This is a genomic window from Janthinobacterium sp. GW823-FHT03B06, assembly GCF_058796955.1.
The window spans coordinates 596,023-620,237 of record NZ_JBXAJE010000003.1 but is presented as its reverse complement, the minus strand read 5'-3'; the positions used below and the strand labels follow the sequence as shown (position 1 = coordinate 620,237).

The following is a 24,215-nucleotide window of genomic DNA, read 5'->3' as shown; positions in this document are numbered from 1 at the left end:
ACCAATCACTTTTTTCGCATAGCCGATATCCAAAACGATATCGATAGGCCAATTGATGCAATGCGCCATAGTGCCCCTTCCCGCCTGCGGACAGGGCGGGAGCGCAGGCCGGGCGGCGGCTTTTTTTTGTGCGCTGCAATACCAATAATCATCATTCAATTTGGTGATTTTCGTAATTGCGGCGACACAGGGCGGCGCGCAGAATCGGTCCGAACTTGAAGACCAGCCATCCCGTCACGACCTTTTGAAAGCTTGTCATGCAGCCGATTTCCCCCGCCTCCCTGTTGCCCGCCGACCTGGCGCAGGCTCTCCTCATCGGCCGCATCTGGCGTGACGGCCCCTGCGTCGTCGCCGTGCGCGGCGGCGAGGTGGTCGACATCACGCAGACGGTAGCGACGGTGGCCGAGCTGTTCGAACGCAGCGATGCGCTCGATATCGCCCGCCATGCGCCCGGCACTGCGCTCGGCTCCGTGCAGGCGCTGCTGGAGCAGGCGCTGGCCGCGCCGGCCGGCGAGCCGCTGCTACTGGCACCGTGCGACCTGCAGGCCGTCAAGGCCTGCGGCGTGACCTTCGCCGTCAGCCTGCTCGAACGGGTGATCGAGGAACAGGCGGGCGGCGACGCGGCGCGCGCGGCAAGCTTGCGCGCCGCGCTGCAAACGACGCTGGGCGGCGACTTGTCCGCATTAAAACCCGGCTCGGAGGCGGCGCAGCGCTTGAAACAGCAGCTGCAGCAGCGCGGCGCCTGGTCGCAATACATGGAAGTGGGCATCGGCCCCGATGCGGAAGTGTTTACCAAGGCGCAGCCGATGTCGTCGGTCGGCTGCGGCGCGCAGGTGGGCTTGCTGCCATCGTCCGCCTGGAACAACCCGGAGCCCGAGATCGTCCTGGCCGTCAACAGCCGCGGCGAGGTGCTGGGGGCGACCCTGGGCAACGACGTCAACCTGCGCGACATCGAAGGGCGCAGCGCCCTCTTGCTGGGCAAGGCCAAGGATAACAACGGTTCCTGCGCCATCGGCCCCTTCATCCGCCTGTTCGACGAGCACTTCACGCTCGACACCGTGCGCGAGGCGGAAGTGTCGCTGCTGATCGAAGGCGCGGACGACGGCTTTGTGCTCGAAGGCGCCAGCTTCATGCGCGAGATCAGCCGCGACCCGCTCGACCTGGTGCGCCAGACGGCAGGCCAGTACCACCAGTATCCAGACGGCTTCATGCTGTTCCTGGGCACCATGTTCTCGCCCGTGAAGGACCGCGGCGCGCAGGGCGGCGGCTTCACGCACCACCTGGGCGACCGCGTGACGATTGCCAGCGCCGCGCTGGGCGCGCTGGTCAACGAAGTGCAGCGCTGCGATGCGATTGCCCCCTGGACGTTCGGCGTGCGCGCGCTGTACCAGAACCTGGCCCGCCGCGGTTTGCTTTGATCCGATTATTTTAAAAAGAGAGACACCATGCAGCATGCAACTTACCCCAGCCTGGCCGGCAAGCGCGTCGTCATCACGGGCGGCGGCACCGGCATCGGCGTGGCCATCGTCGAGGCGTTCGCGCGCCAGGGCGCCCACGTCACCTTCCTCGACATCGCCCGCGAGGCGTCGCTGGCGCTGCAGGAAAAGCTGGCGCACCTGGCGCAGCCGCCCGTTTTCCGCTATTGCGACCTGACGGACCTGGCAGCCCTGGCCGCCACCTTCGCCGAGATTGAACACAGCGCGGGCGCCACGGATATCCTCGTCAACAACGCGGCCAATGACGACCGCCACCAGCTGCAGGACGTCACGCCCGCCTACTGGGACGAGCGCATGGCCGTCAACCTGCGCCACCAGTATTTCTGCGCCCAGGCAGTGGCGCCGGGCATGCGCGCCAAGGGCAGCGGCGTGATCCTCAACCTGGGCTCGATTTCCTGGCACCTGGCGCAGGCAAACCTGTCGATCTACATGACGGCGAAAGCCGGCATCGAAGGGCTGACGCGCGGCCTGGCGCGCGACCTGGGTGCCGACGGCATCCGCGTCAACTGCATCATTCCCGGCGCCGTGCGCACGCCGCGCCAGGAGCGGCTGTGGCATACGCCGGAAGCGGAAGCCGTGATCCTGCAGGGACAATGCCTGCAACTGCGCGTGGAGCCGGAAGACGTGGCGGCGCTGGCGCTGTTCCTCGCGTCCGACAACGCCGCCAAGTGCGCCGGCCGCGAATACTATGTCGACGCAGGCTGGTACGGCGCATGAGTACCCCAGGCAACCGCCAGGCGCGGCGCTTCCGTTCGCAGGACTGGTTCGACAATCCCGATCACATCGACATGACGGCGCTGTACCTGGAGCGCTTCATGAACTACGGGATCACGGCCGAGGAACTGCGTTCGGGCCGGCCCATCATCGGCATCGCGCAAAGCGGCAGCGATATCAGTCCCTGCAACCGCATCCACCTGGAGTTGGCCCAGCGCGTGCGCGACGGCATCCGCGACGCGGGCGGCATCCCGATGGAATTCCCGCTGCACCCGATCTTCGAGAACTGCCGCCGTCCCACGGCCGCGCTGGACCGCAACCTCGCGTATCTGGGCCTGGTGGAGATCCTGCATGGCTATCCGATCGACGCCGTGGTGCTGACGACGGGCTGCGACAAGACCACGCCGGCCCAGCTGATGGCCGCGGCCACGGTGGACATTCCCGCCATCGTGCTGTCGGGCGGCCCCATGCTTGATGGCTGGATGGACGGCGAACTGGTCGGTTCCGGCGCGGCCATCTGGAAGGGCCGCCGCCAGCTGTCCGCCGGCTTGATCGACAACGACAAATTCCTGCAGATCGCCGCCGCCTCGGCGCCGTCGGCCGGCCACTGCAACACCATGGGCACGGCATCGACCATGAATGCGCTGGCCGAAGTGCTGGGCATGTCCCTGACGGGCTGCTCGGCCATCCCCGCGCCGTATCGCGAACGGGGCCAGATCGCCTATGCAACGGGGCGCCGCATCGTCGGCATGGCGCATGACGACGTGCGCCCGTCGAGCATCCTCACGCGCGAGGCCTTCCTGGACGCCATCATCGTCAACGCGGCCATCGGCGGCTCCACCAACGCCCAGCCGCACCTGATGGCCATGGCGCGCCATGCGGGCGTGGCATTGCACTCGAGCGACTGGATGGAACATGGCTACGACGTGCCGCTGCTGTTGAACATGCAGCCGGCCGGGAAGTATCTGGGCGAGCGCTTCCACCGCGCCGGCGGCGTGCCGGCCGTGATGTGGGAGTTGCAGCAGGCGGGCCTGCTGCATGCGGACCGGTTGACGGTCACGGGCCAGAGCATGGCGGCCAACTTGCAAGGCCGCGAATGCGCGGACCGCGAGATGATCCGCCCGTTTGCCGCGCCGCTGAAGGAAAAGGCCGGTTTCATGGCCTTGCAGGGCAACCTGTTCGATTTTGCCATCATGAAAACCAGCGTGATCTCGCCCGCTTTCCGCGAGCGCTACCTGTCGCGTCCCGGCAGCGAGGGCGTGTTCGAGGCGCGCGCCATCGTCTTTGACGGTTCTGCTGACTATCACGCGCGCATCAATGACCCGGCGCTCAATATCGATGACAGCTGCATGCTGGTCATGCGCGGCGCCGGCCCTGTCGGCTGGCCCGGTTCGGCCGAGGTGGTCAACATGCAGCCGCCCGATGCCTTGCTCAAGGCGGGCATTCTGAACCTGCCGACCCTGGGCGATGGGCGCCAGTCGGGCACCTCGGACAGCCCCTCGATCCTGAACGCGTCGCCGGAAAGCGCCGTGGGCGGCGGCCTGGCGCTGCTGCGCACGGGCGACATCATCCGCGTGGACCTGAACGGGGGCCAGTGCGACATGCTGGTCGATGCGGCTGAACTGGCGCGCCGCGCCCAGGAACTGCCGCCGCCCGTCAACGGCAGCGCCACGCCGTGGCAGGAAATCTACCGCGCCAGCGTGGGCCAGCTGGAAACGGGCGCCTGCATGGAGCTGGCCCTGAAATACCGCGCCGTGGGCCAGACCCTGCCGCGCCACAACCATTAGCAGTCGCAGCACGTAGGTCGGGTTAGCGCTGCGCGCGTAACCCGACACCACCACAGACATAAATTTTTTCAGCAGTACCCGCAGTTAAAAAATGTAGCTAAAAAATCCACAAGGAGACACACAATGAACAAGATCATCAGTGCAGCCATCATGACCGCCATGCTGGCATTGAGCAGCAGCGCCGCCCTGGCCGATGCGAAAAACCCGAAGATCGGCTTTTCCATCGACGACTTGCGCGTCGAGCGCTGGACGCGCGACCGCGATTTCTTCATCGCCGCCGCCGAAAAGCAGGGCGCCAAGGTCTTCGTGCAGTCGGCCGACGCCAGCGAGCAGCGCCAGATTTCGCAGATCGAAAACCTGATCTCGCGCGGCGTCGATGTGCTGGTGATCGTGCCGTTCAATGCCACGGTGCTCAACAACACCGTCAAGGAAGCGAAAAAGGCCGGCATCAAGGTGTTGTCGTATGACCGCCTGATCCTGAACGCCGATATCGATGCGTATATCTCGTTCGACAACGAGAAAGTGGGAGAGATGCAGGCCGAAGGCGTGACCAAGCTGCAGCCGAAGGGCAATTACTATTTGCTGGGCGGCTCGCCCACCGACAACAACGCCAAGATGCTGCGCGAAGGCCAGATGAAGGTGCTCAAACCGTTCATCGACAAGGGCGATATCAAGATCGTCGGCCAGCAGTGGGTGAAGGACTGGAGCGCCACCGAAGCGCTGTCCATCGTGGAAAACGCGCTGACGGCCAACGGCAACAAGATCGACGCCATCGTCGCCTCGAACGACGGCACGGCCGGCGGCGCCATCCAGGCCCTGGCCGCGCAAAAACTGGCCGGCAAGGTACCGGTCTCGGGCCAGGACGCCGATCTGGCGGCGGTCAAACGCGTCATCGCCGGCACGCAATCGATGACCGTCTACAAACCCCTGAAAACCATCGCCGCCGAAGCGGCCAAGCTGGCCGTGCAACTGGCGCGCAATGAAAAGCCCGCCTACAACTCCAGCTATGACAACGGCCTGAAAAAAGTCAGCACGGTGCTGCTCAAACCCACGCCCTTGACCAAGGCGAACGTGAACATTCTCGTCGATGACGGTTTCTATACCAAGGCGCAGCTGGGTAATTGATTACCCGCTTGCTGTCGGCTTACGCGCTGCGCGCTAAGCCGACCTACGATTGCCCGCATCGGCCGTTATCCGACAATCGCCGGCTCCGGAAACGCCGGTGGTGGTGTCGGCCGTCCGCATCGACCGTAGGTCGGATTAGCGGCGCCATGGGCGCCGCGTAATCCGACATTTCCCCCGTATCCGCAACGAGAGTGAGCATGTCTGAATATCTGCTTGAAATGAAAGGCATCGTCAAACAGTTTGGCGGTGTCCGCGCGCTCGACGGCATCGACCTGCAGGTGCGGGCCGGCGAGTGCATCGGCTTGTGCGGCGAGAATGGCGCCGGCAAGTCGACCCTGATGAAGGTGCTGTCCGGCGTGTACCCGCATGGCACCTGGGATGGCGAGATCCTGTGGGATGGCCAGCCCCTGCGCGCGCAATCGATCCGCGACACGGAAGACGCGGGCATCATCATCATCCACCAGGAACTGATGCTGGTGCCGCAGTTGTCCGTGGCCGAGAATATCTTCATGGGCCGCGAGCTCACTCTGCCCGGCGGGCGCATGCATTACGCGGCCATGTACAAGCGCGCCGACGAGCTGCTGCGCGAACTGAAAATTCCCGAACTGAACGTAGCGCAACCCGTGATGAATTACGGCGGCGGCCACCAGCAGCTGGTGGAAATCGCCAAGGCGCTCAACAAGAATGCGCGATTGCTGATACTCGACGAGCCGTCGTCGTCGCTGACGGCCTCGGAAATCGCCGTGCTGCTCGATATCCTGCGCGCGCTGAAGGCCAAGGGCGTCACCTGCATCTATATTTCGCACAAGCTCGATGAGGTGGCGGCCATCTGCGACACCATCGTCGTCATCCGCGACGGCAAGCATATCGCCACCACGCCGATGGCGCAGATGAACGTCGAGCGCATCATCGCGCAAATGGTGGGCCGCGAAATGAGCCAGCTGTATCCGCAGCGTGCGCAGCCGGCACCTATCGGCGAAGTGCTGTTCGAGGCGCGCCACGTAAGCTGCATCGACGCCGACAACCCGCAGCGCAAGCGGGTCGACGATGTGTCGTTCACCCTGCGAAAGGGCGAGATCCTCGGCATCGCCGGCCTGGTGGGGGCGGGGCGCACGGAGCTCGTCTCTGCCCTGTTCGGCGCCTACCAGGGGCCGTGCCAGGCCGAAGTGTGGCTCGATGGCCGCCGCATCGACACTTCGTCTCCGCAAAAGGCGATTGCCATGGGCCTGGCCATGGTGCCGGAAGACCGCAAGCATCACGGCATCGTGCCGGATCTGGACGTGGGGCAGAACATCACCCTGGCCGTGCTGGAGCAATTCGCGCGTGCCACGCGCATCGATGGCGAGGCGGAATTGACGGCCGTGCGCGGCGAGATCGCGCAGCTGGAACTGAAGGCGGCCAGCCCGTCGCTGCCCATTACCAGCCTGTCGGGCGGCAACCAGCAAAAGGCCGTGCTGGCCAAGATGCTGCTGACGCGCCCGCGCGTGCTGATCCTCGACGAACCCACGCGCGGCGTGGACGTGGGCGCCAAATATGAAATCTACAAACTGATGCTGGCGCTGGCCGACCGTGGCGTGGCCATCATCATGGTCTCGTCGGAACTGGCCGAAGTGCTGGGCGTGTCCGACCGCGTGCTGGTGATGGGCGAAGGCCGCCTGCGCGGAGACTTTATCAACGATGGCCTGAGCCAGGAAACCGTGCTGGCGGCGGCGCTGGACCAGCGCCCGGCGCCCGCCGCCAATACAGCAAACAAGGAACCCGCAGCATGAAACCGCACAGTATCAAACAGCTGTTCACCCAATACAAGATGCTGGCCCTGCTGATCGCCGTGGCGCTGATCTGGGCCTTCTTTTGGTGGAAGACGGAGGGCAGCTTCCTCACGCCGCGCAACCTGTCGAATCTGCTGCGCCAGATGTCCGTCACCGGCATCCTCGCCTGCGGCATGGTGCTGGTGATTATCGCCGGCGAGATCGATCTGTCGATCGGCTCCCTGCTGGGGCTACTGGGAGGCATCGCCGCCGTGCTGGACGTCACGCAGCACTGGCCGCTGGCGCTGAACCTGATGGCGGTGCTGGGCTGCGGCCTGGTGATCGGCCTCTTGAATGGCTACCTGACGGCGTACCGGGGCATCCCGTCCTTCATCGTCGGCCTGGGCGGCATGCTCGCGTACCGCGGCATCCTGCTGGGCATCACGGGCGGCATCACGATCGCGCCCGTCTCCGAGCCCATGGTCTACCTGGGGCAGGGCTACCTGCCCGCGGTGCCCGGCATCGTGCTGGGCATCGGCCTGTTCCTGCTGGCCGCCTTCCTGACATGGCGCGCGCGCGCCAGCCGCGCCCATCACGGCTTGCCGCAGACGGCGCCGTGGGCGGACGGCCTGCGCCTGGCCGTCATCGGCGCCGTGCTGTATGCCTTCGTGCGGACCCTGAACGGCTATGAAGGCATTCCGCTGCCCGTGCTGCTGCTGCTGGCCTTGCTGGGACTGTTCAGCTACATCACCAGCCAGACCGTGTTCGGCCGCCGCATCTACGCCGTGGGCAGCAATATGGAAGCGACGCGCCTGTCCGGCATCAACGTCAAAGCCGTCAAGCTGTGGATCTTCGGCATCATGGGCCTGATGTGCGCGCTCGCTGGCCTGATCAACACGGGCCGCCTGGCGGCCGGTTCGCCGTCGGCCGGCACCTTCAGCGAACTCGACGCCATCGCTGCCTGCTTCATCGGGGGCACCTCGATGCGCGGCGGCTCGGGCACCGTGTACGGCGCCCTGATCGGCGCGCTGGTGATGGCCAGCCTCGATAACGGCATGTCCATGCTGGACGTGGACACCTACTGGCAGATGATCGTGAAAGGCAGTATCCTCACCCTCGCCGTGTGGGTCGATGTCAGCACGCGAGCCGGACGCAGATAGCCGTGAAACGATCTGGCACGGGAGGAGACACCATGAAGATGCCGACCGCGCACCGGATCGCGCTGCTGTTTAACGGGAATAAAATCTACGACCGCGACATCATCGCGGGCATCGCCGCCTACCTGAACACCACGCGCGTGTCGTGGGACCTGTTCCTGGAAGAGGATTTCCGCTGCCGCCTGCCCGGCATCGAGCGCTGGCAGGGCGATGGCATCATCGCCGATTTCGACGATCCCGCCGTCTGCGCGGCGCTGGCGCACAGCCGCCTGCCCGTGGTGGCCGTGGGCGGCTCGTATGCGCGCGAGGACGATTACCCGGCCGGCATCCCGTACGTGGCGACCGATAATTTCAAGATCGTCAAGCTGGCCTATGAACACCTGGTGGAAGCGGGCCTGAGCCGCTTTGCCTGCTTCAGCCTGCCCGAGGCCGATGTCAACCGCTGGGCCCAAGAGCGCGAAACAGCGTTTTGCGCCCTGATGGAGCGCGACCACATGCGCGCCGACGTGTACCGGGGCGTGGCCACCAGCGCGCCGTCTTGGGACGAGGCGGTGGAGCAGCAGATCGCCTGGCTCAACAGCCTGGAAAAGCCCGTCGGCATCATCGCCGTGAGCGACGCGCGCGCGCGCCAGCTGCTGCAAGCGTGCATGCACGCGGGGATCGCCGTGCCGGAGCAAGTGGCCCTGATCGGCATCGACAACGACCCGCTGGCGCGCATGCTCACGCGCATTCCCTTGAGCTCCGTGATCCAGGGCACCGAGGAAATGGGCCGCACGGCCGCGCATTTGCTGCACCAGATGCTCAACGGCGCGCGCCTGTCCGGCACGCGCATCCTCGTGCCGCCGGCGGGCCTGAACGTGCTCGCGTCCACGCGCCACCAGCCCTTCCAGCATCCGCAGGTGATGCAGGCGCGCCACTTCATCCGCCAGTACGCCTGCCAGGGCATCAAGACGGAGCAGGTGGCCGATTACGTGGGCGTGTCGCGCTCCTCGCTCGAAGCGCACTTCCGTCACGAGCTGGGGCGCAGCGTGCACGACGAGATCCTGCATTTCAAGCTCGATGCGGCCAAGACCCTGCTGGCGCGCGGTCCGGGACAGGTGGCCGAGGTGGCCGTGCGTTGCGGCTTTACCACGGTGCAGTACATGCACGCCGTCTTCAAGCGCGAACTCGGCTGCACGCCGCGCGAATTCCAGCAGCGCAGCCGGCCACCGCCAGCCCCCGGGCAGGCGCCATGATGCATCTGCTGCGCAATGCGCGCGGCATGCGCGTGGCCATCGACGCGCACGATGCCAGCGTGCGGGCCTGGTGGGCGCCCGACCGTTATGGCCGCCTGGCCGACGTGCTGGGCGCCGCGCCCCCTGCGTGTCGGTCGTCCACGGTCTGGCAGTGCGCGCCGCCGGACGACGGCCGCTTGCTGCTGCGCCTGGCGCACGACGGCCTGTCGGTGCGACTGGCCTACCGGCTTGACGACGATGGCAGCTTGCACCTCGACTGCGCCGCCACAGCCGATGCGGTTTCCCGTTTTGCGCTTGCCGCGCCCCGCTTCAATCTGCAGGGCGGCCGCGCTGCAGTGGGAGACCATGTGCTGCGTCTGGCAGCGGACCGCTACTGGCCTGGCGGCCACTCTTGCAGCGCTCCGCTCGACGTGGCGGGCAGCGCGTTTGACTTCCGCCAGCCGGCACCGCTTGCTTCACGCCTGGCCTGGCCCGCGCTGGCGCAATCGGCGGGATTCCGGCATGACTTTTACTGGACGGGCAGCGGCCAGCTGCGCGAGGCGGCGCGGGTTGCCGACCCCGCTTCCGGCCGGGTCCTGCGTTTTTCCAGCACCCAGGACAGCTGCCATCTGTATTCCGATGCGCGCTGTTTTTCCCTGCTGGCGCAGGGCGTGCAATTGCAGCCGGGACAGGTGAGGCGGTTCCAGCTCGCCTACCGTTTGGGCGTGCAGGATATCGATGCGTTTGACATATCCGAACCGGTATCAATGATGTCAAATAAGTGATTGGTCAGATATGCGGGGCAGTTCTACCATGGGGTAGTTTTTCCCTCATTTATTTTTGCCCTTACCGACGCTGCGAACCTGCCCATGAACATACTCACCATCGATGCCGGCACCACCAATACGCGTACCTTGCTGTGGCGCGGCGGCGCCGTCGTCGCCCAGGCGCAGCTGGAAACGGGCGTGCGCAATACCGCCATCGATGGCCATAACGGCGCGCTGAAACAGGCGCTGCGCGACACCATCGCCAGCGTGCTGGCCAGCGCCGGCATCGCGCCGTCGGCCGTGGACCTGGCGCTCGCTTCGGGCATGATCAGTTCGCCCATGGGGGTGCAGGAAGTGCCGCATTTGCCGGCGCCCGCCGGCCTGGCCCAGCTGGCGCAAGGCATGCAGGCGGTGGACTTGCCCGACGTGCTGGCGCAGCCCCTGTGGCTGATTCCCGGCGTGCGCAACCAGCATGGCGCCGTCGGCCTGCATAACGTCGAAGCGATGGACATGATGCGCGGCGAAGAGACGGAAGTCGTCGCGCTGCTCGAGCGCCTGCAGTTGCGGGGCGCGGCGACCCTGATCATGCCCGGCTCGCATACCAAATTGATCAGCGTGGACGAGCAGCGCCGCATCCTCGGCTGCAGCACCACCATCGCTGGGGAACTGCTGCAGGCGATCACGCAGCACACCCTGATCAAGCAATCGGTCGATGGCGGTTTTGCCCAGACCCTGGTGCCGAAAATGCTGCTGGCCGGCGCGGCCGCGGCGCAAAAAACGGGGCTGGCGCGCGCCTGTTTCAGCGTGCGAACCCTGGGCCAGTTCAGCGCCATCGAATGCAATGAGCGGGCCAATTTCCTGATGGGCGCCGTCCTCAGCGGCGACCTGCTGGCGCTGCGCAACAGCACCGCCATCCAGATGCGGCCCGAAACGCCGCTCGTCATTACCGGCAAGCCCATGTTGCGCCAGGCGCTCGGGCTGCTGATCGAGGAACATGGATTTTTTTATGGCAAGCGCATCATCGTCGACGACCAGCAGCAAGACTATCTGGCCGGTCACGGTGCGCTGCTGATCGCCGCCGCGCGCGGCTTGATTTCCCCGCAGGAGACAGTATGAGCAGCAACAAGAACAAGCGTCCCTTGCGTTCGCAAGCGTGGTTTGGCGGCGACGACAAGGACAGTTTCATTCACCGCAGCTGGATGAAGAACCAGGGCTATCCCAGCGACGCTTTCGATGGCCGTCCCGTCATCGGCATCTGCAATACCTGGTCCGAACTGACGCCCTGCAATGGGCATTTCCGCGACCTGGCCGAGATGGTCAAGCGCGGCGTGCTCGAAGCGGGCGGCTTTCCCGTCGAATTTCCCGTCATGTCGCTGGGCGAGACGAATCTGCGCCCGACGGCCATGCTGTTCCGTAACCTGGCCAGCATGGACGTCGAGGAATCGATCCGCGCCAATCCGATCGACGGCGTGGTGCTGCTGACGGGCTGCGACAAGACCACCCCGGCCCTGCTGATGGGCGCGGCCAGCGTGGACTTGCCCACCATCGTGCTGTCTGGCGGCCCCATGCTGAACGGGAATTACCGGGGCAAGCCGATCGGCTCGGGCACGGACGTGTGGAAGTTTTCCGAAGACGTGCGCGCCGGGCGCATGACCTCAAACGAATTCAAGCAGGCCGAATCGTGCATGTCGCGCTCCGCCGGCCACTGCATGACCATGGGCACGGCATCGACCATGGCCAGCATGGTCGAAGCGCTGGGCGTGACCCTGCCCGGCAACGCGGCCATTCCCGCCGTCGATGCGCGCCGCAAGCTGCAGGCGCAGCTGACGGGCCGGCGCATCGTCGACATGGTGCATGAAGACCTGAAACTGTCGCAGATCCTCACGCGCGAAGCGTTTGAAAACGCCATCATGATCAACGGCGCCATCGGCGGCTCGACCAATGCCGTGATCCACCTGCTGGCCATTGCCGGGCGTATCGGCGTGGACATGCGCCTGGGCGACTGGGACCGCCTGGGCCGCGACATTCCCTGTTTGCTCAACCTGATGCCGTCGGGCCAGTACCTGATGGAAGATTTTTATTATGCGGGAGGCCTGCCCGTGATCATCCGCGACCTGCTGGGCAAATTGCATGGCGGGGCGCTCACCGTCACGGGGGCGACCATGGCCGTCAACGTGGCCGAAGCGGAAAATTTCAATCCCGAAGTGATCACCCCGCTGGCGCAGCCATTCAAGGACGAAGGCGGCATCGCCGTCCTGCAGGGCAACCTGGCCCCGCGCGGCGCCGTCATCAAGCCCTCGGCCGCGTCGCCCGAGCTGATGCAGCACCGTGGCCGCGCCGTCGTCTTCAACAGCATCGAGCATTACAAAAAGCGCGTCGACGATCCCGCGCTCGACATCGATGCCAGCTGCGTGATGGTGCTGCAAAATTGCGGCCCGCAGGGCTACCCTGGCATGGCCGAGGTGGGCAATATGGGGTTGCCGAAAAAACTGCTGGAGCAGGGCGTGCGCGACATGGTGCGCATCTCGGACGCGCGCATGAGCGGCACGGCCTACGGCACGGTGGTGCTGCACGTGGCGCCGGAAGCGGCCGTGGGCGGGCCGCTGGCCCTGGTGCGCGACGGCGACATGATCGAACTGGACGTGGCGGGACGGCGCTTGCACCTCGACGTCGACGAGGCCGAGCTGGCGCGCCGGCGCGCAGAATGGCGCGCCCCCGAACCGGCCATGAAGGGCGGCTACCAGTCCATGTACATCAAGCACGTGACGCAGGCCGACGAAGGCGCGGACCTCGATTTCCTCGTCGGCTGCCGTGGTTCGGCCGTTCCGCGCGAGTCACATTGATAACGCACGATCAAACCTGCTGCGCGTCTCGGCCACAACTGACTTCCGCTCGCGACGGTTTTATCATGCGTTATACAGAGTTAAAGGAAAAAAAATGATGGGGACACAGGCCCAATTACTGGTCGATGCGCAGAACTTCCTGGGCGAGGGCGTGCGCTGGTGCGAACGCAGCGGCCGCGTTTTCTGGACGAATATCGAAGGCTGCCAGCTGCATGCGCTGGTGCTGGCCACGGGGGAGCGCCAGCGCTGGGACATGCCCGAGCGCCTGGCCTGTTTCGCGCTGACGGAGCGCGACGACATCCTGTTGCTGGGACTGGCCTCGCGCCTGGCGTGGTTCGACGCGTGCAGCGGGGCCGTCACGCCCTTGCACACGGTGGAGGGCGACCTGCCCATGACGCGCCTGAACGATGGCCGCTGCGACCGCCAGGGGCGCTTTGTCTTCGGCACGCTCGATGAACGCCCGTGCCGCGATGCGATCGCCAGCTTCTACCGCCTCAACCTGGACCTGAGCCTGGAACGGCTGCCGCTGCCGCAGATCGCCATCTCGAACAGCATCTGCTTCAGCGTCGATGGCACGGCCATGTATTTTTGCGATTCGATGAAGAAGGCGATCTACCGCTGGGATGATTACCTGGGCGGCGACGCCAGCCGGGTGCGTGTGTTTGCCGTGCTCGATCCGGGGCCGGGCGCCGCCGACGGCGCCACCATCGATGCGGATGACCACTTGTGGAGCGCGCAGTGGGGCGCCGGCAGGGTCTTGCGCTTCGCGCCGGACGGCAGCGTCGAACGGGCGATAGCCTTGCCCGTCTCGCAGCCCAGCTGCGTGAGCCTGGGCGGCCCGCACTACGACGAATTGTTCGTCACGACGGCGCAGGAAAGCTTGACCCCGGCCCAGCTGGCGGGCGAACCGCTGGCCGGCGGATTGTTTCATGCGCGTCAGGTGGGCGTGCGCGGTTTGCCGGAAGTGCGCTTTGGCGCCCTGCCGGCCTGACAGGAGAGAGCAGATGCAAAAGCACTTGGTTTTCAATGGCATCCTCGAACGGGGCATGGTCGGTATCGTGCGCGCCGACTCGCCCGATGCGGCGCTGCAGATCGCCGAGGCGTGCATCGCCGGCGGCATCACGGCCCTGGAAGTGGCATTTACCACGCCCGACACCCTGGGCGTGCTGCGCACCTTGCGCGAACGCCACGGCCATGACGTGCTGCTGGGCGCGGGCACGGTGCTCGATACGGAGACGGCGCGCGCCGCCATCCTGGCCGGCGCCCAGTTCATCATCTCGCCCAGCGTGAACATGGAGACGATTACGCTGTGCCAGCGCTACCAGGTGCTGTCCATGCCGGGGGCGATGACGCCGACGGAGATCGTCACGGCCCTGCAGACGGGCGCCGACATCGTCAAGGTTTTCCCCGCCGAGATGTTCGGCCCCGCCTACATCAAGGCCCTGCGCGCCCCGTTGCCGCAAGCGCCGCTGATGCCGACGGGCGGCGTGACGGTGGAGAACCTGCCGGAATGGTTTGCCAGCGGCGCCGTGGCCGTGGGCATCGGCAGCAGCCTGAGTGGCCCGGGCGCCACGGGAGATTACGCGGCCGTGACGGCGCGCGCGCAGGCTTTTGTCGCGCAGATGGCGGCCGTGCGTATGGCTAAGAGCCTATCCCAGTAGATGAATCCATCCCCTGCTGACGCCCCTCAGGAGCGGGGACTGCGTTGATCGTCGTCGCGTGGCTCGCCACGCGTCCTCCTCACGCCTTGTCCGCGCTCCTGATGCGTTGCCAGCAGAAGACGCTCCCTACCGGGATAGGCTCTAAGTCTTCTGGCTAGCTCCCGGCGGGACGGGAATCTGCTACGCTAGGCGGGCAATGTCGCACGCCTCATAGACCAGAATATGTCCAACATCGCCCGCATCCTGCAAGACAGCCGCATCATCGCCATCGTCGGCATGTCCGACAAGCCCGAACGCGCCAGCCACGAAGTGGCCGACTACCTGCTGCGGCATGGCTATCGCGTATTGCCCGTCAATCCGGCCCTGGCCGGGCGCGACGTGCTGGGCCAGCGCGCTTACGCCACCTTGACGCAGGCTGCGGCTGCCGTCGCGCCGGCGCGCATCGACATCGTCGACTGCTTCCGCAAGCCGGCAGATATCCTGCCCATCGCCGAGGAAGCCATCGCCGTCAAGGCGGGCTGCCTGTGGCTGCAGCTCGACGTCATCAATGAGGAGGCGGCGCAGCTGGCGCGGGCGGCGGGCCTGGACGTGGTGATGGACCATTGCACAAAAATCGAGCACCGCAAGCTGGCGGTGGCGGCATGAAGGCGCGCACGCAATTCCGGGCCGGCAAAGGTTTTGATCTGAACGAGGAATTCGCCGGCAAGCGCCTGCTGGGCGCGGCCACCAAGGCGGCCAACAAGAAGCTGACCCCAGCCCAGTGCAAGGCCCTGGACCGCGAGGAAACCGTGGCGTTGACGGCGCAGATCGCCGAGTGCCAGAGCATGCTGTACGCGCAGCACAAGAAGAAGGTGCTGCTGGTCCTGCAGGGCATGGACACCTCGGGCAAGGATGGCACGGTGAAGGCCATCTTCAGCAATATCAACCCGATGGGCATCCGCGCCGTGGCGTTCAAGGGCCCCACCGATATCGAACTGGCGCACGACTACCTGTGGCGCGTGCACCAGCACGTGCCCGTCAAGGGCGAGATCGCCATCTTCAACCGCAGCCATTACGAGGATGTGCTGATCACGCGCGTGCAGGATATGATCGACAAGGCCGAATGCCAGCGCCGCTACGCGCAGATCCGCGATTTCGAGCGCATGCTGAGCGAGACGGGCACCGTCATCCTGAAAGTCTTCCTGCATATTTCGAAGGACGAGCAGCGGGGACGGCTGCAGGAGCGGCTCGACGATCCCGACCGCCAGTGGAAGTTCGATCCCAACGATATCGCCCAGCGCAAGAAGTGGGATGGCTACCAGCGCGCCTATGAAACGGCGATCCGCGAGACCGATGCCGATCACGCGCCGTGGTACGTCGTGCCATCGAATTCCAAGACGCAGCGCAACCTGGTGGTGGCCTCGCTGCTGCTGGAAACGCTGCAGGCCATGAAGCTCGAATACCCGGCGCCGGACCCGAAACTGTCGTCTTTCAAGGTCGAGTAGTTCCGCCCATCGCCTGCGGAATCGGCCGCGCTGTGGCATAGTATCCCTCGTCGATAATTCAAACCAGACCGGAGATCCATATGCTGCAGTTGAAAGATCCTACCTTGTTGCGTCACCAGGCTTACGTGAATGGAGCCTGGGCGGATGCCGATGGTGGCCAGACGATTAATGTGAGCAATCCCGCCACCGGCGAGCATATAGGCACGGTGCCCCTGATGGGCGCAGCCGAGACGCGCCGCGCCATCGAGGCGGCCAATGCCGCCTGGCCCGCCTGGCGCAAGAAGACGGCCAAGGAGCGCGCGGCCGTGCTGCGCCGCTGGCATGACCTGATCCTGGAAAACGCCGACGACCTGGCGCTGATCATGACCACCGAGCAGGGCAAGCCCCTGCCGGAAGCGAAGGGCGAAGTGCAGTTCGGCGCCTCGTTCATCGAGTGGTTTGCCGAAGAAGGCAAGCGCGTTGCAGGCGATACCCTGCAATCGCCGTGGCCGGACCGCCGCCTGGTCATCACCAAGGAGCCGATCGGCGTGTGCGCCGCCATCACGCCGTGGAATTTCCCCGCCGCCATGATCACGCGCAAAGTCGGCCCGGCCCTGGCCGCCGGCTGCCCGATGGTCTTGAAACCGGCCGAGGCAACGCCGTTTTCCGCGCTGGCGCTGGCGGTGCTGGCCGAGCGCGCGGGCGTGCCTGCGGGCGTGTTCAGCATCGTCACGGGCGCGCCGAAAGACATCGGCGGCGAAATGACGTCGAACCCCATCGTGCGCAAGCTGACGTTTACAGGTTCCACGCAAGTGGGCCGTTTGCTGGCGGAACAGTGCGCGCCGACGATCAAGAAACTGTCGCTGGAACTGGGCGGCAATGCGCCGTTCATCGTCTTCGACGACGCCGACCTGGATGCGGCAGTGGAAGGCGCCATCGCCTCCAAATACCGCAATGCGGGTCAGACCTGCGTGTGCGCCAACCGCCTGTACGTGCAGGACAGCGTGTATGACGCGTTTGCCGACAAGCTGGTGGCCGCCGTGGCCAAGCTGAAAGTCGGCAATGGCATCGAGGCGGGCGTCACGCAAGGCCCGCTGATCGATGCCAAGGCCGTCGCCAAGGTGGAAGAGCACGTGGCCGACGCGCTGGGCAAGGGCGGCCGCCTGCTGGCCGGCGGCAAGCGCCATGCGCTGGGCAACGGCTTCTTCGAGCCGACCATCATCGCCGACGTGACGAACGACATGCGCGTGGCCACCGAGGAAACCTTCGGCCCGCTGGCGCCCCTGTTCCGCTTCAAGACGGACGATGAAGTCATCGCCCTGGCCAACAACACGGAATTCGGCCTGGCCGCCTACTTCTATTCGCGCGACATCGGCCGCATCTGGCGCGTGGCAGAAGGCTTGGAAACGGGCATGGTCGGCGTCAACACGGGCCTGATCTCGAACGAGATCGCCCCCTTCGGCGGCGTCAAGCAATCGGGCCTGGGCCGTGAAGGATCGACCTACGGTATCGAAGACTATCTCGTTATCAAATACATCTGCATGGGCGGGATCTAAGGCCGCTTAACGCGAGCCGCGGCGCGCGGCGAGGCGGTCCAGCATGCCCTTGACCGCTTCCATCTGCGTGCCGCTCTTGCGGTAGAAATCCGGGTCGATCGGGTTGATGCTGGTGTAGCCCCAGAAATCCCAGCAGCCTTTCGGGTTGTACGGGTAGACGGGGCTCGGTTCGGCCTGCGGATACAGCACGATGATCTTGTTGGCGTCCGCCACCTGGTTGTAGCCGGTGCTGGTATAGAAACGGTCGCCGATCGCCTGCGTCGTTTGCAGGCAGCCGTGGAACACCACGTGCACGCGGCAGCTCTCGCTGTCGCACGCTTTCGGGATGTAGGCATAGCCCGTATTGTTCATGCTCGAATACGCGTTCTGGATGAAGCTGCGCTGGTTGAATGCGATCAGCTTGCCCGTCAGGGTGGTCGACGACGGTTGCAGGTCCGGGTACAGGTGCTGCAGGATGTCGCGCGCCTGGACGTAGTCGCAGTCGTTGATGAACGGCGACTCCGTCACGGCGCACGGCTTGTCCTGATTGCTGTCGGTCAAGATGGCGTGGCCCGCGCCTAGCGTGTCGACGAAGCGGATCTGCGCCGCCGGCGTGCCTGCCAGTTGATAGAATTTCCCCACCTGTTCCACCACCGGCCGCGTCACGGTCTGGTCTTTCGTTCCGCTGAACAGATACACGCGCTGGCGTTTCAGGTTGGCCGTGTCATCGATGAGACGTTCGCGCGCAAAATCGTTCGCCGCGCGCAGCAATTCGCTGGCGACGGGCGGCGCCACTTGCGCGCTGCCCGGATTCATGCAGGTGGTCAGGGCATTCGTCAGGTAGGGAATATACGGGAAGCGGCCCGGCTGGCCCGAGCAGAAATACGGGCCGCCCGCGATGATGCCGGCGCCGGCGACGGTGGCCGAGTAGGCGACGGCAAACTGCGCCGCCATGAAGCCGCCCGAGGACAGGCCGGACACTGTGGTCTGGCTCAGATCGGCCTGGTAGCCGGGCAGGGCGGGGGCGTCCTTTGTTGCGGCGGGTTTGACGGCTTTGGCCGTCGTGGCGGCGTGCGTGCTGGCTGGCGCCAGGATGAGCAGGCTGGCGGCGAGCAGGGCGGTGGGTAATGCGGTCAGGTGCGGGTAGGGCATGGCAACTCCACAAGGCAGGGACAGGAAGGCCGAGCATAGGTAAAAAAACTGTGCGCTGGGCAAGTACTGCACCGTCGTTGATGTCGCTCAAGCTATCGCTGTTGTTGTCCGTCTTGTACGCGCGCGCGGCGTTTGACATAGAATGGTTTTTTTTCGTTCAACCATGGTGCCCCTCATGTCCAAGACCCTTGCCCAGCTGTTTGCGCTCACCACCCTTGCCGCCGGCGCCAGCCTGGCCATGCCGGCCCATGCCGCCGAAACCGCGCCAGCTGCCATAGCTCCGGCCGCCTGCCCCGCCATCCTCAAGCAGACCTTCAACCGCCTGCAGGATGAAGCGCCGCAAAACCTGTGCCAGTACGCAGGCAAGGTCGTGCTGGTGGTCAATACGGCCAGTTATTGCGGTTTTACCAATCAATATGAAGGGCTTGAGGCGCTGTACGCCAAGTACGGCAGCAAGGGCCTGGTGGTGCTGGGTTTCCCGTCGAACGATTTCGGCAAGCAGGAGCCGGGCAACAGCAAGGAAATCGCCGATTTCTGCTACAACACCTATGGCGTGAAGTTCCCCATGTTTTCGAAGTCCGTCGTCTCCGGCCCCAATCCGAACCCGCTGTATGTGGACCTGATCAAGCAGACGGGCAAGACCCCGGCCTGGAATTTCCACAAATACCTGATCGACCGCCACGGTAAAGTGGTGGAAAGCTTCCCCAGCAAGGTGACGCCGGACGACAAGAAACTCGTTGGCGCGGTGGAAAAAGCGCTGGCGATGTAAATTGCAGATACACAAGCAGGCTTGAACGCCTGCTTTTTTTTTTAATGCCGTGCTTGTCGTCTTGCCATCATTATCCTAAGCTGGTTGTTCGCGTTTGTCACAACAAAGGAGATCATCATGGCATATGTCGATGGATTTGTGGTGCCCGTACCGAAAGCCAAGCTCGATGCTTACCTGGCCATGTCGCGCAGTTGCGGCGCCGTCTGGCGCGAATATGGCGCGCTGGAATTTCGCGAGTGCGTGGGTGACGATGTCAAGCCGGGCAAGCTGACTTCGTTCCCGCAGGCGGTGGACTTGCAGGATGGCGAAGTGGTGGTGTTTTCATGGATTGTGTATGAGTCGCGCGCCAAGCGCGATGAAATCAACGACAAGGTCATGAAAGACCCGCGCCTGGCCGAGATGATGGACCCGGCCAAGCTGCCGTTCGATGGCAAGCGGATGATCTACGGCGGCTACGAGATGCGTGTCGATCTTTAAATAAGAGCAGCCGGCATCGCCCCGCGCAGCGCATTGCACACGACGATGGCCTCGGCCCGCGCCAGCATGGCGCGCGTGATGATGGTTTCCTGCGTGTTCCAGGCGGGATCGGCCAGCATGGCTGCGCGTTGCACGCCGGGCAGCAGGCCGCAGGACAGGGGCGGCGTATGCCAGCGGCCATCGAGCCGGACGAAGACATTGCTGCGCCCGCCCTCCGTCAGCTCGCCCCGCTCGTTAAAGAACAGCATGTCGAAGGCGCCTTGCGCCTCGGCCGCGCGCCACGCTGCGTCATAGCGCGCGCGCACGCTGCTCTTGTGGCGCAGGAACAGGTCGTCGGCATTCGTGGCGTCGGGCGCCAGCAGGATGTTGACCGTCTCCGGCAAGGGCGACAGGGCACCGCTTTGCGTCGTAAACTGGCCGTCCTGGCGCAGCGCCAGGCGCAGGCGGAAGGGCGCATCGTCGGGGCGCGCGGCGCAGGCCGCCTGCAGCGCGGCGCGGGCCACGTCCGCATCCCAGGCAAAACCGAAGTAGGCACAGGAGGCGGCCAGGCGCGCCAGGTGGCGCTCCTGCTGGCGGCAGCCGCCGGCGCGGCTCGCGTGCAGGGTCTCGAACAGTTCGAAGTCATTGGTCAGCCCCGTCAGGAAGCGGGCCTTGAGCTGGCATTCCGCAAATTCCTCGTGCGGGTCGCTGTCCAAGACGATGCCGGCGCCCACGCCCATTTCGCCGCGCCGCAGGCCGCCAGGGCCCGCCGGCTGCAGGGCCAGGGTGCGGATCGGCACGGACATGCAGAAGTCACCCACCGGGTGGGCCGCGCCGATGGCCGGCGGATCGAACCAGCCGATGGCGCCCGTGTAGATACCGCGCGGCGCCGGTTCCAGTTCGGCGATGATCTCCATGGTGCGGCGTTTGGGCGCGCCCGTGATCGAGCCGCACGGATACAAGGCCTGGAAGATGTCGGCCAGGCTGGCGTCGCCGCGCAAACGCGCCTGCACGGTGGACGTCATCTGCAGCACGCTGCTGTAGCGCGTCACCTGGAACAGGGCCGGCACCTTGACGGAGCCCGTGGCGGCGATGCGGCCGATGTCGTTGCGCAGCAGGTCGACGATCATCAGGTTTTCCGCGCGGTTTTTTGGATCATTGGCCAGGACGGCCGCGCGGCGCGCGTTCTCGTCCGTTTGTTCAGGCGGCGCCGCCGGCGCCGTGCCTTTCATCGGGCGCGCCGTCAGCTCGCCCTGCGCATGGCGCACGAACAGCTCCGGCGACAGCGACAGCAGGGCGCCGCCATCGGGCAGCATCACCAGCGCGCCATACGGCACGGGCTGGCGGGCGCGCAGCCGCGCATACAGTGCCAGGGGCGAGCCGAAGGCGTCGAAGCGCAAGCGATACGTGTAATTGACCTGATAGGTGTCGCCGGCCACGATGTAGTCGTGGATGCGCCCCAGCGCGCGCGTGAATTCGGCCTGATCCACGTTGGCGCGGATGCCGGCGATGCCGGCCGGCGTTTCCTCCGCTGGCGTACGAGCGGCCAGCCACTGCGCCACCTCGTCCTGCGACAGCTGGGTGCAATGTTCGAAGACGAGCACCTGCGCCAGCGGCGGCGCGCCGGGATCCGCCGCGCGCGGCGGCACGGCCAGCAAGTGCGCGCCCAGCTCGTAGCTGCACACGCTGACGGCATACTGGCCGCGTTCCAAGGCCGCTTGCAGCCCTTCGAGCAGGGCCGGCCACTGCTCCCCCTCGCTGCACCGCAAGACCGCCGTCAGGCCCGTGTACAGGCGCGATGCGGCGCCGGGCGTGCTGGCGTCGTCGAGCAGGGCGAAACAGTCGGTATGCATGGGGACAGCCGCGGCGGTGACTTACCCCAGCAGCATGGCGATTTGCAGCGCCGCTTCCTGGGAGGGATTGATCTTGAAGCCGCTCTTGGCGTAGCGGTGCCAGCGTCCGATGACGAAGCTGACGATCAGGGTGGCGCGCGCCGCCACTTCGCTTTCCTTGCCATGGCCTTCGGCGGCGGCCACGCGCAAGGCCTGCTTGAGCGCCAGCTCCACGCGGTCGTAGAACTGGTTCATGCGCACTTGCAGGCGCTCGTCCTCATTGACCAGCGCATCGCCGATCAGCACGCGCGTCATGCCCGGATTGCTGATGGCGAAATTGAGCAGCATGCCGATGATGTCGCGCGTCTGAGTCATCCCGTCGCTGTGCTTTTCCGCGATCTGGTTGATCAGGCCGAAGACGCTCGACTCGATGAATTCGATCAGCCCTTCGAACATTTGCGCCTTGCTGGCGAAATGGCGGTACAGGGCCGCTTCCGAGACGGCCAGTCTGGCCGCCAGTGCGGCGGTGGTGATCTTTTCGCCTTTCGGCTGCTCCAGCATTGCGGCGAGGGCCTGAAGAATTTGTAGCCTGCGTTGGCCCGGCGGTGTGCTTGCCATATTTTCTCTTGTCGTTAAAAAAAATGCTGCCTTGATGGGGAAGTCCGTCACCGCCGCTAGCGGTGCAGCTTCCGGCGTCAGCCGGAAGTCCAGGAGTCCCCTTCAACGCAGACGGTGAAGGCGGCGTGCCAAATGCCGGACAGATTTTACTTTGACATCGACGTAAGCGGGGCGATTTAACGCCTTGGGCAACTTCGCCACGCCGATCGGGTCGGCCATTTTCAGGTATTGCGTGACCCAGGCCGTGCGCAGGCCCAGTCTTTTTGCGCCCTTCAGGTTGGCGAGGGTGTCTTCCACCAGGATGCAGCGGCCAGGGCGGATCTGGTGCTTGCGCATCAGTTTGCGCAGCATCAGCGTCGATGGCTTGGGCCGCAGCTGGCGGTGCACCTGCATCGCCTCGATGGCGACGTGGTGTGAAAAGTGCCGGCGCAGTCCCAGGTGGCGCATCACGTCGCTCGAATAGCGCAGCGGCGCGTTGGTGAGTAAAATTTTACGGCCAGGCAGGCGTTTGAGTAAAGCCCCCAGTCCCCGCTCGGCGCGTATCATGGCGCGCAAATCGTCGAAGGCGTGCGTCTCGTGCAAAAAATGCGCGGCCTGCACCTGATGGTGCTTGACCATGCCCAGCAAGGTGGCGCCATAGCGGCGCCAGTAGGCCGCGCGCGCCGCATTGACGATGGCGTCGTCGGCCGGCGTCACGCCGTCGCCCAGCACCCGGGCAATATACGTGTTCATATTGGCCGTGATGGTGGGGAAGATGGCGTGCGAGGCATTGTGCAGCGTGTTGTCGAGGTCAAACAGCCAGACCGGCGACGAGCGGTTAAGATGGGACACAGGCACGAGAGTCTTTGCTAGCGAGAGAAGATGAAAAATTCAACAATCAGGAAAACCATGCGACGCCAGATTATAGTGATGTTTTGCGGATTATTCTTGCTGCCGTTGCAGGCGGCCTTCGCCGAAGCGTCGCCCGTGGCGCAAAACCGCGGCGCGCTGTTCAAGGTGCAGGACGCGGCCCACACCCTGTATCTGTTCGGCACCATCCATGTCGGCGCGCCCGATTTTTACCCGCTCGAGCCGACAGTAACGCAGGCGCTGCACCGGGCCGGGGCGCTGGCGCTGGAGATCGACCCCGGCGCCGATCCGCGCAAGGCTGTGAGCGCCGTGCTGAAATACGGCATGGAGGCGCCGGGCAGCAAAGTGCCGGCCGACTGCCGCCAGACCCTGGCCCCGCGCCTGGCGCCGTTGTTGCAAAAATACGGCATTCCGGCCGAATCGGTGGCGCCGATGAAGCCATGGATGCTCGCCAGCGTGCTGGCCATCGGCGAATTTTCCACCCTCGGTTACCGCTCCGACCTGGCCGTCGACAATTATCTGTCGCAGCAGGCCAAGGCGCGCAAGATCCCCGTGGTGGAACTCGAATCGATGGAAGGCCAGATGGCGCTGTTTGGCGCCATGTCGCCGTTTGAGCAGTGCCGCTTCCTGGAAGACGGCGTGGCATCGATCGAGGATCAGGAACAAAGCCAGGAAGCGCGCGAGATCGCCGATGCGTGGCGCAACGCCGACGCGGCCGCCTTCGACAAGCTGGCGGCAAAGGCAGCGACGGACCCCTCGTTCGCCGCGCAGTTCGTGCAAAAGGTGTTGCTGGACGGCCGCAACCCGGCCCTGGCCGACGGCATCGCCAAACTCCTGGCGCGCGAAAAGCACAGCCTGGCCGCCATCGGCGTGCTGCACCTGGTCGGAGAAAAAAGCGTGCCGGATTTACTGCGTCAGAAGGGCTTGAAGGTCGAGCGGGTGTATTGAAACGCGGAGGAGATGCGGGCGACGGATAGCAGAGCAGATGGAAAAATGTTCAGGGCAAGGCGGACTGACGAAGACAGGTAC

General features: G+C 65.2%; 22 protein-coding genes. 18 read left to right on the top strand and 4 right to left on the bottom strand.

Annotated elements, in window-relative coordinates:
• Positions 1–257 precede the first annotated feature (257 nt).
• From AC1RBA_RS13855 to gabD, 15 genes are all read left to right on the top strand, one after another.
• Positions 258–1,418: a fumarylacetoacetate hydrolase family protein gene (locus AC1RBA_RS13855; RefSeq protein ID WP_070288888.1), complete on the top strand. Its 1,161-nt coding sequence runs from the start codon at positions 258–260 to the stop codon at positions 1,416–1,418.
• 27 nt (positions 1,419–1,445) lie between these two features.
• Positions 1,446–2,213, top strand: a complete 768-nt coding sequence (gene xylB / locus AC1RBA_RS13850; protein WP_070288887.1) for a D-xylose 1-dehydrogenase — start codon at positions 1,446–1,448, stop codon at positions 2,211–2,213.
• A complete protein-coding gene (locus AC1RBA_RS13845; RefSeq protein WP_492418662.1) occupies positions 2,210–3,997 on the top strand; it encodes an IlvD/Edd family dehydratase in 1,788 nt (595 codons plus the stop codon). Before xylB ends, AC1RBA_RS13845 begins: the two co-directional genes overlap by 4 nt.
• Positions 3,998–4,147: 150 nt before the next feature.
• Positions 4,148–5,122, top strand: a complete 975-nt coding sequence (gene xylF, locus AC1RBA_RS13840) for a D-xylose ABC transporter substrate-binding protein (RefSeq protein WP_099377905.1) — start codon at positions 4,148–4,150, stop codon at positions 5,120–5,122.
• Positions 5,123–5,319: 197 nt separating this feature from the next.
• Positions 5,320–6,891 carry a D-xylose ABC transporter ATP-binding protein gene (gene xylG / locus AC1RBA_RS13835; protein WP_492418660.1) on the top strand — a complete coding sequence of 524 codons (1,572 nt, stop codon included), beginning with the start codon at positions 5,320–5,322 and terminating at the stop codon, positions 6,889–6,891.
• On the top strand, positions 6,888–8,030 hold the full coding sequence (locus AC1RBA_RS13830; protein ID WP_492418658.1) for a sugar ABC transporter permease: 1,143 nt from the start codon (positions 6,888–6,890) through the stop codon (positions 8,028–8,030). Before xylG ends, AC1RBA_RS13830 begins: the two co-directional genes overlap by 4 nt.
• Before the next feature lie 32 nt (positions 8,031–8,062).
• Positions 8,063–9,262 (top strand): XylR family transcriptional regulator, encoded by a 1,200-nt coding sequence (locus AC1RBA_RS13825; RefSeq protein ID WP_070218948.1) that lies wholly within the window; start codon positions 8,063–8,065, stop codon positions 9,260–9,262.
• On the top strand, positions 9,259–10,026 hold the full coding sequence (locus tag AC1RBA_RS13820) for an aldose epimerase family protein (protein WP_492418656.1): 768 nt from the start codon (positions 9,259–9,261) through the stop codon (positions 10,024–10,026). The genes AC1RBA_RS13825 and AC1RBA_RS13820 overlap by 4 nt, the downstream gene beginning before the upstream one ends.
• Positions 10,027–10,110: 84 nt before the next feature.
• Positions 10,111–11,124, top strand: coding sequence for a 2-dehydro-3-deoxygalactonokinase (locus tag AC1RBA_RS13815; RefSeq protein ID WP_099408148.1), 1,014 nt, complete (start codon positions 10,111–10,113; stop codon positions 11,122–11,124).
• The gene (araD, locus tag AC1RBA_RS13810; RefSeq protein ID WP_492418654.1) at positions 11,121–12,851 is read left to right on the top strand and encodes an L-arabinonate dehydratase; all 1,731 of its coding nucleotides are present in this window, start codon (positions 11,121–11,123) and stop codon (positions 12,849–12,851) included. The genes AC1RBA_RS13815 and araD overlap by 4 nt, the downstream gene beginning before the upstream one ends.
• Positions 12,852–12,945: 94 nt before the next feature.
• Positions 12,946–13,842: an SMP-30/gluconolactonase/LRE family protein gene (locus tag AC1RBA_RS13805; RefSeq protein WP_492418652.1), complete on the top strand. Its 897-nt coding sequence runs from the start codon at positions 12,946–12,948 to the stop codon at positions 13,840–13,842.
• Positions 13,843–13,855: 13 nt separating this feature from the next.
• The gene (locus tag AC1RBA_RS13800; protein WP_492418650.1) at positions 13,856–14,512 is read left to right on the top strand and encodes a bifunctional 2-keto-4-hydroxyglutarate aldolase/2-keto-3-deoxy-6-phosphogluconate aldolase; all 657 of its coding nucleotides are present in this window, start codon (positions 13,856–13,858) and stop codon (positions 14,510–14,512) included.
• A 222-nt stretch (positions 14,513–14,734) separates the two neighbouring features.
• Complete coding sequence (locus AC1RBA_RS13795; RefSeq protein WP_070218954.1) at positions 14,735–15,157, top strand: CoA-binding protein; 423 nt, start codon at positions 14,735–14,737, stop codon at positions 15,155–15,157.
• Positions 15,154–15,996, top strand: a complete 843-nt coding sequence (locus AC1RBA_RS13790; protein WP_121670809.1) for a PPK2 family polyphosphate kinase — start codon at positions 15,154–15,156, stop codon at positions 15,994–15,996. Before AC1RBA_RS13795 ends, AC1RBA_RS13790 begins: the two co-directional genes overlap by 4 nt.
• A gap of 80 nt (positions 15,997–16,076) precedes the next feature.
• Positions 16,077–17,531, top strand: a complete 1,455-nt coding sequence (gene gabD, locus AC1RBA_RS13785) for an NADP-dependent succinate-semialdehyde dehydrogenase (RefSeq protein ID WP_070218955.1) — start codon at positions 16,077–16,079, stop codon at positions 17,529–17,531.
• A 6-nt stretch (positions 17,532–17,537) separates the two neighbouring features.
• Here gabD and AC1RBA_RS13780 read toward each other — a convergent pair whose 3' ends face one another.
• Entirely contained in the window at positions 17,538–18,662 is a 1,125-nt protein-coding gene (locus tag AC1RBA_RS13780) for an extracellular catalytic domain type 2 short-chain-length polyhydroxyalkanoate depolymerase (protein ID WP_070218956.1), read from the bottom strand.
• Between the two features lie 175 nt (positions 18,663–18,837).
• Between AC1RBA_RS13780 and AC1RBA_RS13775 the strand changes: the two genes are divergently transcribed.
• Both AC1RBA_RS13775 and AC1RBA_RS13770 read left to right on the top strand, forming a co-directional pair.
• Complete coding sequence (locus tag AC1RBA_RS13775; RefSeq protein ID WP_070219106.1) at positions 18,838–19,431, top strand: glutathione peroxidase; 594 nt, start codon at positions 18,838–18,840, stop codon at positions 19,429–19,431.
• Positions 19,432–19,548: 117 nt separating this feature from the next.
• Positions 19,549–19,908 (top strand): DUF1428 domain-containing protein, encoded by a 360-nt coding sequence (locus AC1RBA_RS13770; RefSeq protein ID WP_070218957.1) that lies wholly within the window; start codon positions 19,549–19,551, stop codon positions 19,906–19,908.
• Here AC1RBA_RS13770 and pabB read toward each other — a convergent pair.
• From pabB to AC1RBA_RS13755, 3 genes are all read right to left on the bottom strand, one after another.
• On the bottom strand, positions 19,905–21,740 hold the full coding sequence (gene pabB, locus AC1RBA_RS13765; RefSeq protein WP_492418648.1) for an aminodeoxychorismate synthase component I: 1,836 nt from the start codon (positions 21,738–21,740) through the stop codon (positions 19,905–19,907). The genes AC1RBA_RS13770 and pabB overlap by 4 nt on opposite strands.
• A 21-nt stretch (positions 21,741–21,761) precedes the next feature.
• A complete protein-coding gene (gene slmA / locus AC1RBA_RS13760) occupies positions 21,762–22,337 on the bottom strand; it encodes a nucleoid occlusion factor SlmA (RefSeq protein WP_070313104.1) in 576 nt (191 codons plus the stop codon).
• Positions 22,338–22,439: 102 nt separating this feature from the next.
• Positions 22,440–23,174 (bottom strand): pyrimidine 5'-nucleotidase, encoded by a 735-nt coding sequence (locus AC1RBA_RS13755; RefSeq protein WP_121670813.1) that lies wholly within the window; start codon positions 23,172–23,174, stop codon positions 22,440–22,442.
• Positions 23,175–23,264: 90 nt separating this feature from the next.
• Here AC1RBA_RS13755 and AC1RBA_RS13750 point away from each other — a divergent pair, with 90 nt between their 5' ends.
• On the top strand, positions 23,265–24,134 hold the full coding sequence (locus tag AC1RBA_RS13750; protein WP_492418646.1) for a TraB/GumN family protein: 870 nt from the start codon (positions 23,265–23,267) through the stop codon (positions 24,132–24,134).
• Positions 24,135–24,215 lie beyond the last annotated feature (81 nt).

Bases quoted from the DNA above. Each gene is read 5' to 3' on its own strand.
- AC1RBA_RS13845 (WP_492418662.1), top strand. From the start codon at position 2,210: ATGAGTACCCCAGGCAACCGCCAGGCGCGGCGCTTCCGTTCGCAGGAC.
- xylG (WP_492418660.1), top strand. From the start codon at position 5,320: ATGTCTGAATATCTGCTTGAAATGAAAGGCATCGTCAAACAGTTTGGC.
- AC1RBA_RS13775 (WP_070219106.1), top strand. From the start codon at position 18,838: ATGTCCAAGACCCTTGCCCAGCTGTTTGCGCTCACCACCCTTGCCGCC.
- AC1RBA_RS13820 (WP_492418656.1), top strand. From the start codon at position 9,259: ATGATGCATCTGCTGCGCAATGCGCGCGGCATGCGCGTGGCCATCGAC.
- xylB (WP_070288887.1), top strand. From the start codon at position 1,446: ATGCAGCATGCAACTTACCCCAGCCTGGCCGGCAAGCGCGTCGTCATC.
- araD (WP_492418654.1), top strand. From the start codon at position 11,121: ATGAGCAGCAACAAGAACAAGCGTCCCTTGCGTTCGCAAGCGTGGTTT.
- AC1RBA_RS13815 (WP_099408148.1), top strand. From the start codon at position 10,111: ATGAACATACTCACCATCGATGCCGGCACCACCAATACGCGTACCTTG.
- xylF (WP_099377905.1), top strand. From the start codon at position 4,148: ATGACCGCCATGCTGGCATTGAGCAGCAGCGCCGCCCTGGCCGATGCG.
- pabB (WP_492418648.1), bottom strand. From the start codon at position 21,740: ATGCATACCGACTGTTTCGCCCTGCTCGACGACGCCAGCACGCCCGGC.
- gabD (WP_070218955.1), top strand. From the start codon at position 16,077: ATGCTGCAGTTGAAAGATCCTACCTTGTTGCGTCACCAGGCTTACGTG.
- AC1RBA_RS13805 (WP_492418652.1), top strand. From the start codon at position 12,946: ATGATGGGGACACAGGCCCAATTACTGGTCGATGCGCAGAACTTCCTG.
- AC1RBA_RS13825 (WP_070218948.1), top strand. From the start codon at position 8,063: ATGAAGATGCCGACCGCGCACCGGATCGCGCTGCTGTTTAACGGGAAT.
- AC1RBA_RS13855 (WP_070288888.1), top strand. From the start codon at position 258: ATGCAGCCGATTTCCCCCGCCTCCCTGTTGCCCGCCGACCTGGCGCAG.
- AC1RBA_RS13790 (WP_121670809.1), top strand. From the start codon at position 15,154: ATGAAGGCGCGCACGCAATTCCGGGCCGGCAAAGGTTTTGATCTGAAC.
- AC1RBA_RS13800 (WP_492418650.1), top strand. From the start codon at position 13,856: ATGCAAAAGCACTTGGTTTTCAATGGCATCCTCGAACGGGGCATGGTC.
- AC1RBA_RS13830 (WP_492418658.1), top strand. From the start codon at position 6,888: ATGAAACCGCACAGTATCAAACAGCTGTTCACCCAATACAAGATGCTG.
- slmA (WP_070313104.1), bottom strand. From the start codon at position 22,337: ATGGCAAGCACACCGCCGGGCCAACGCAGGCTACAAATTCTTCAGGCC.
- AC1RBA_RS13770 (WP_070218957.1), top strand. From the start codon at position 19,549: ATGGCATATGTCGATGGATTTGTGGTGCCCGTACCGAAAGCCAAGCTC.
- AC1RBA_RS13795 (WP_070218954.1), top strand. From the start codon at position 14,735: ATGTCCAACATCGCCCGCATCCTGCAAGACAGCCGCATCATCGCCATC.
- AC1RBA_RS13780 (WP_070218956.1), bottom strand. From the start codon at position 18,662: ATGCCCTACCCGCACCTGACCGCATTACCCACCGCCCTGCTCGCCGCC.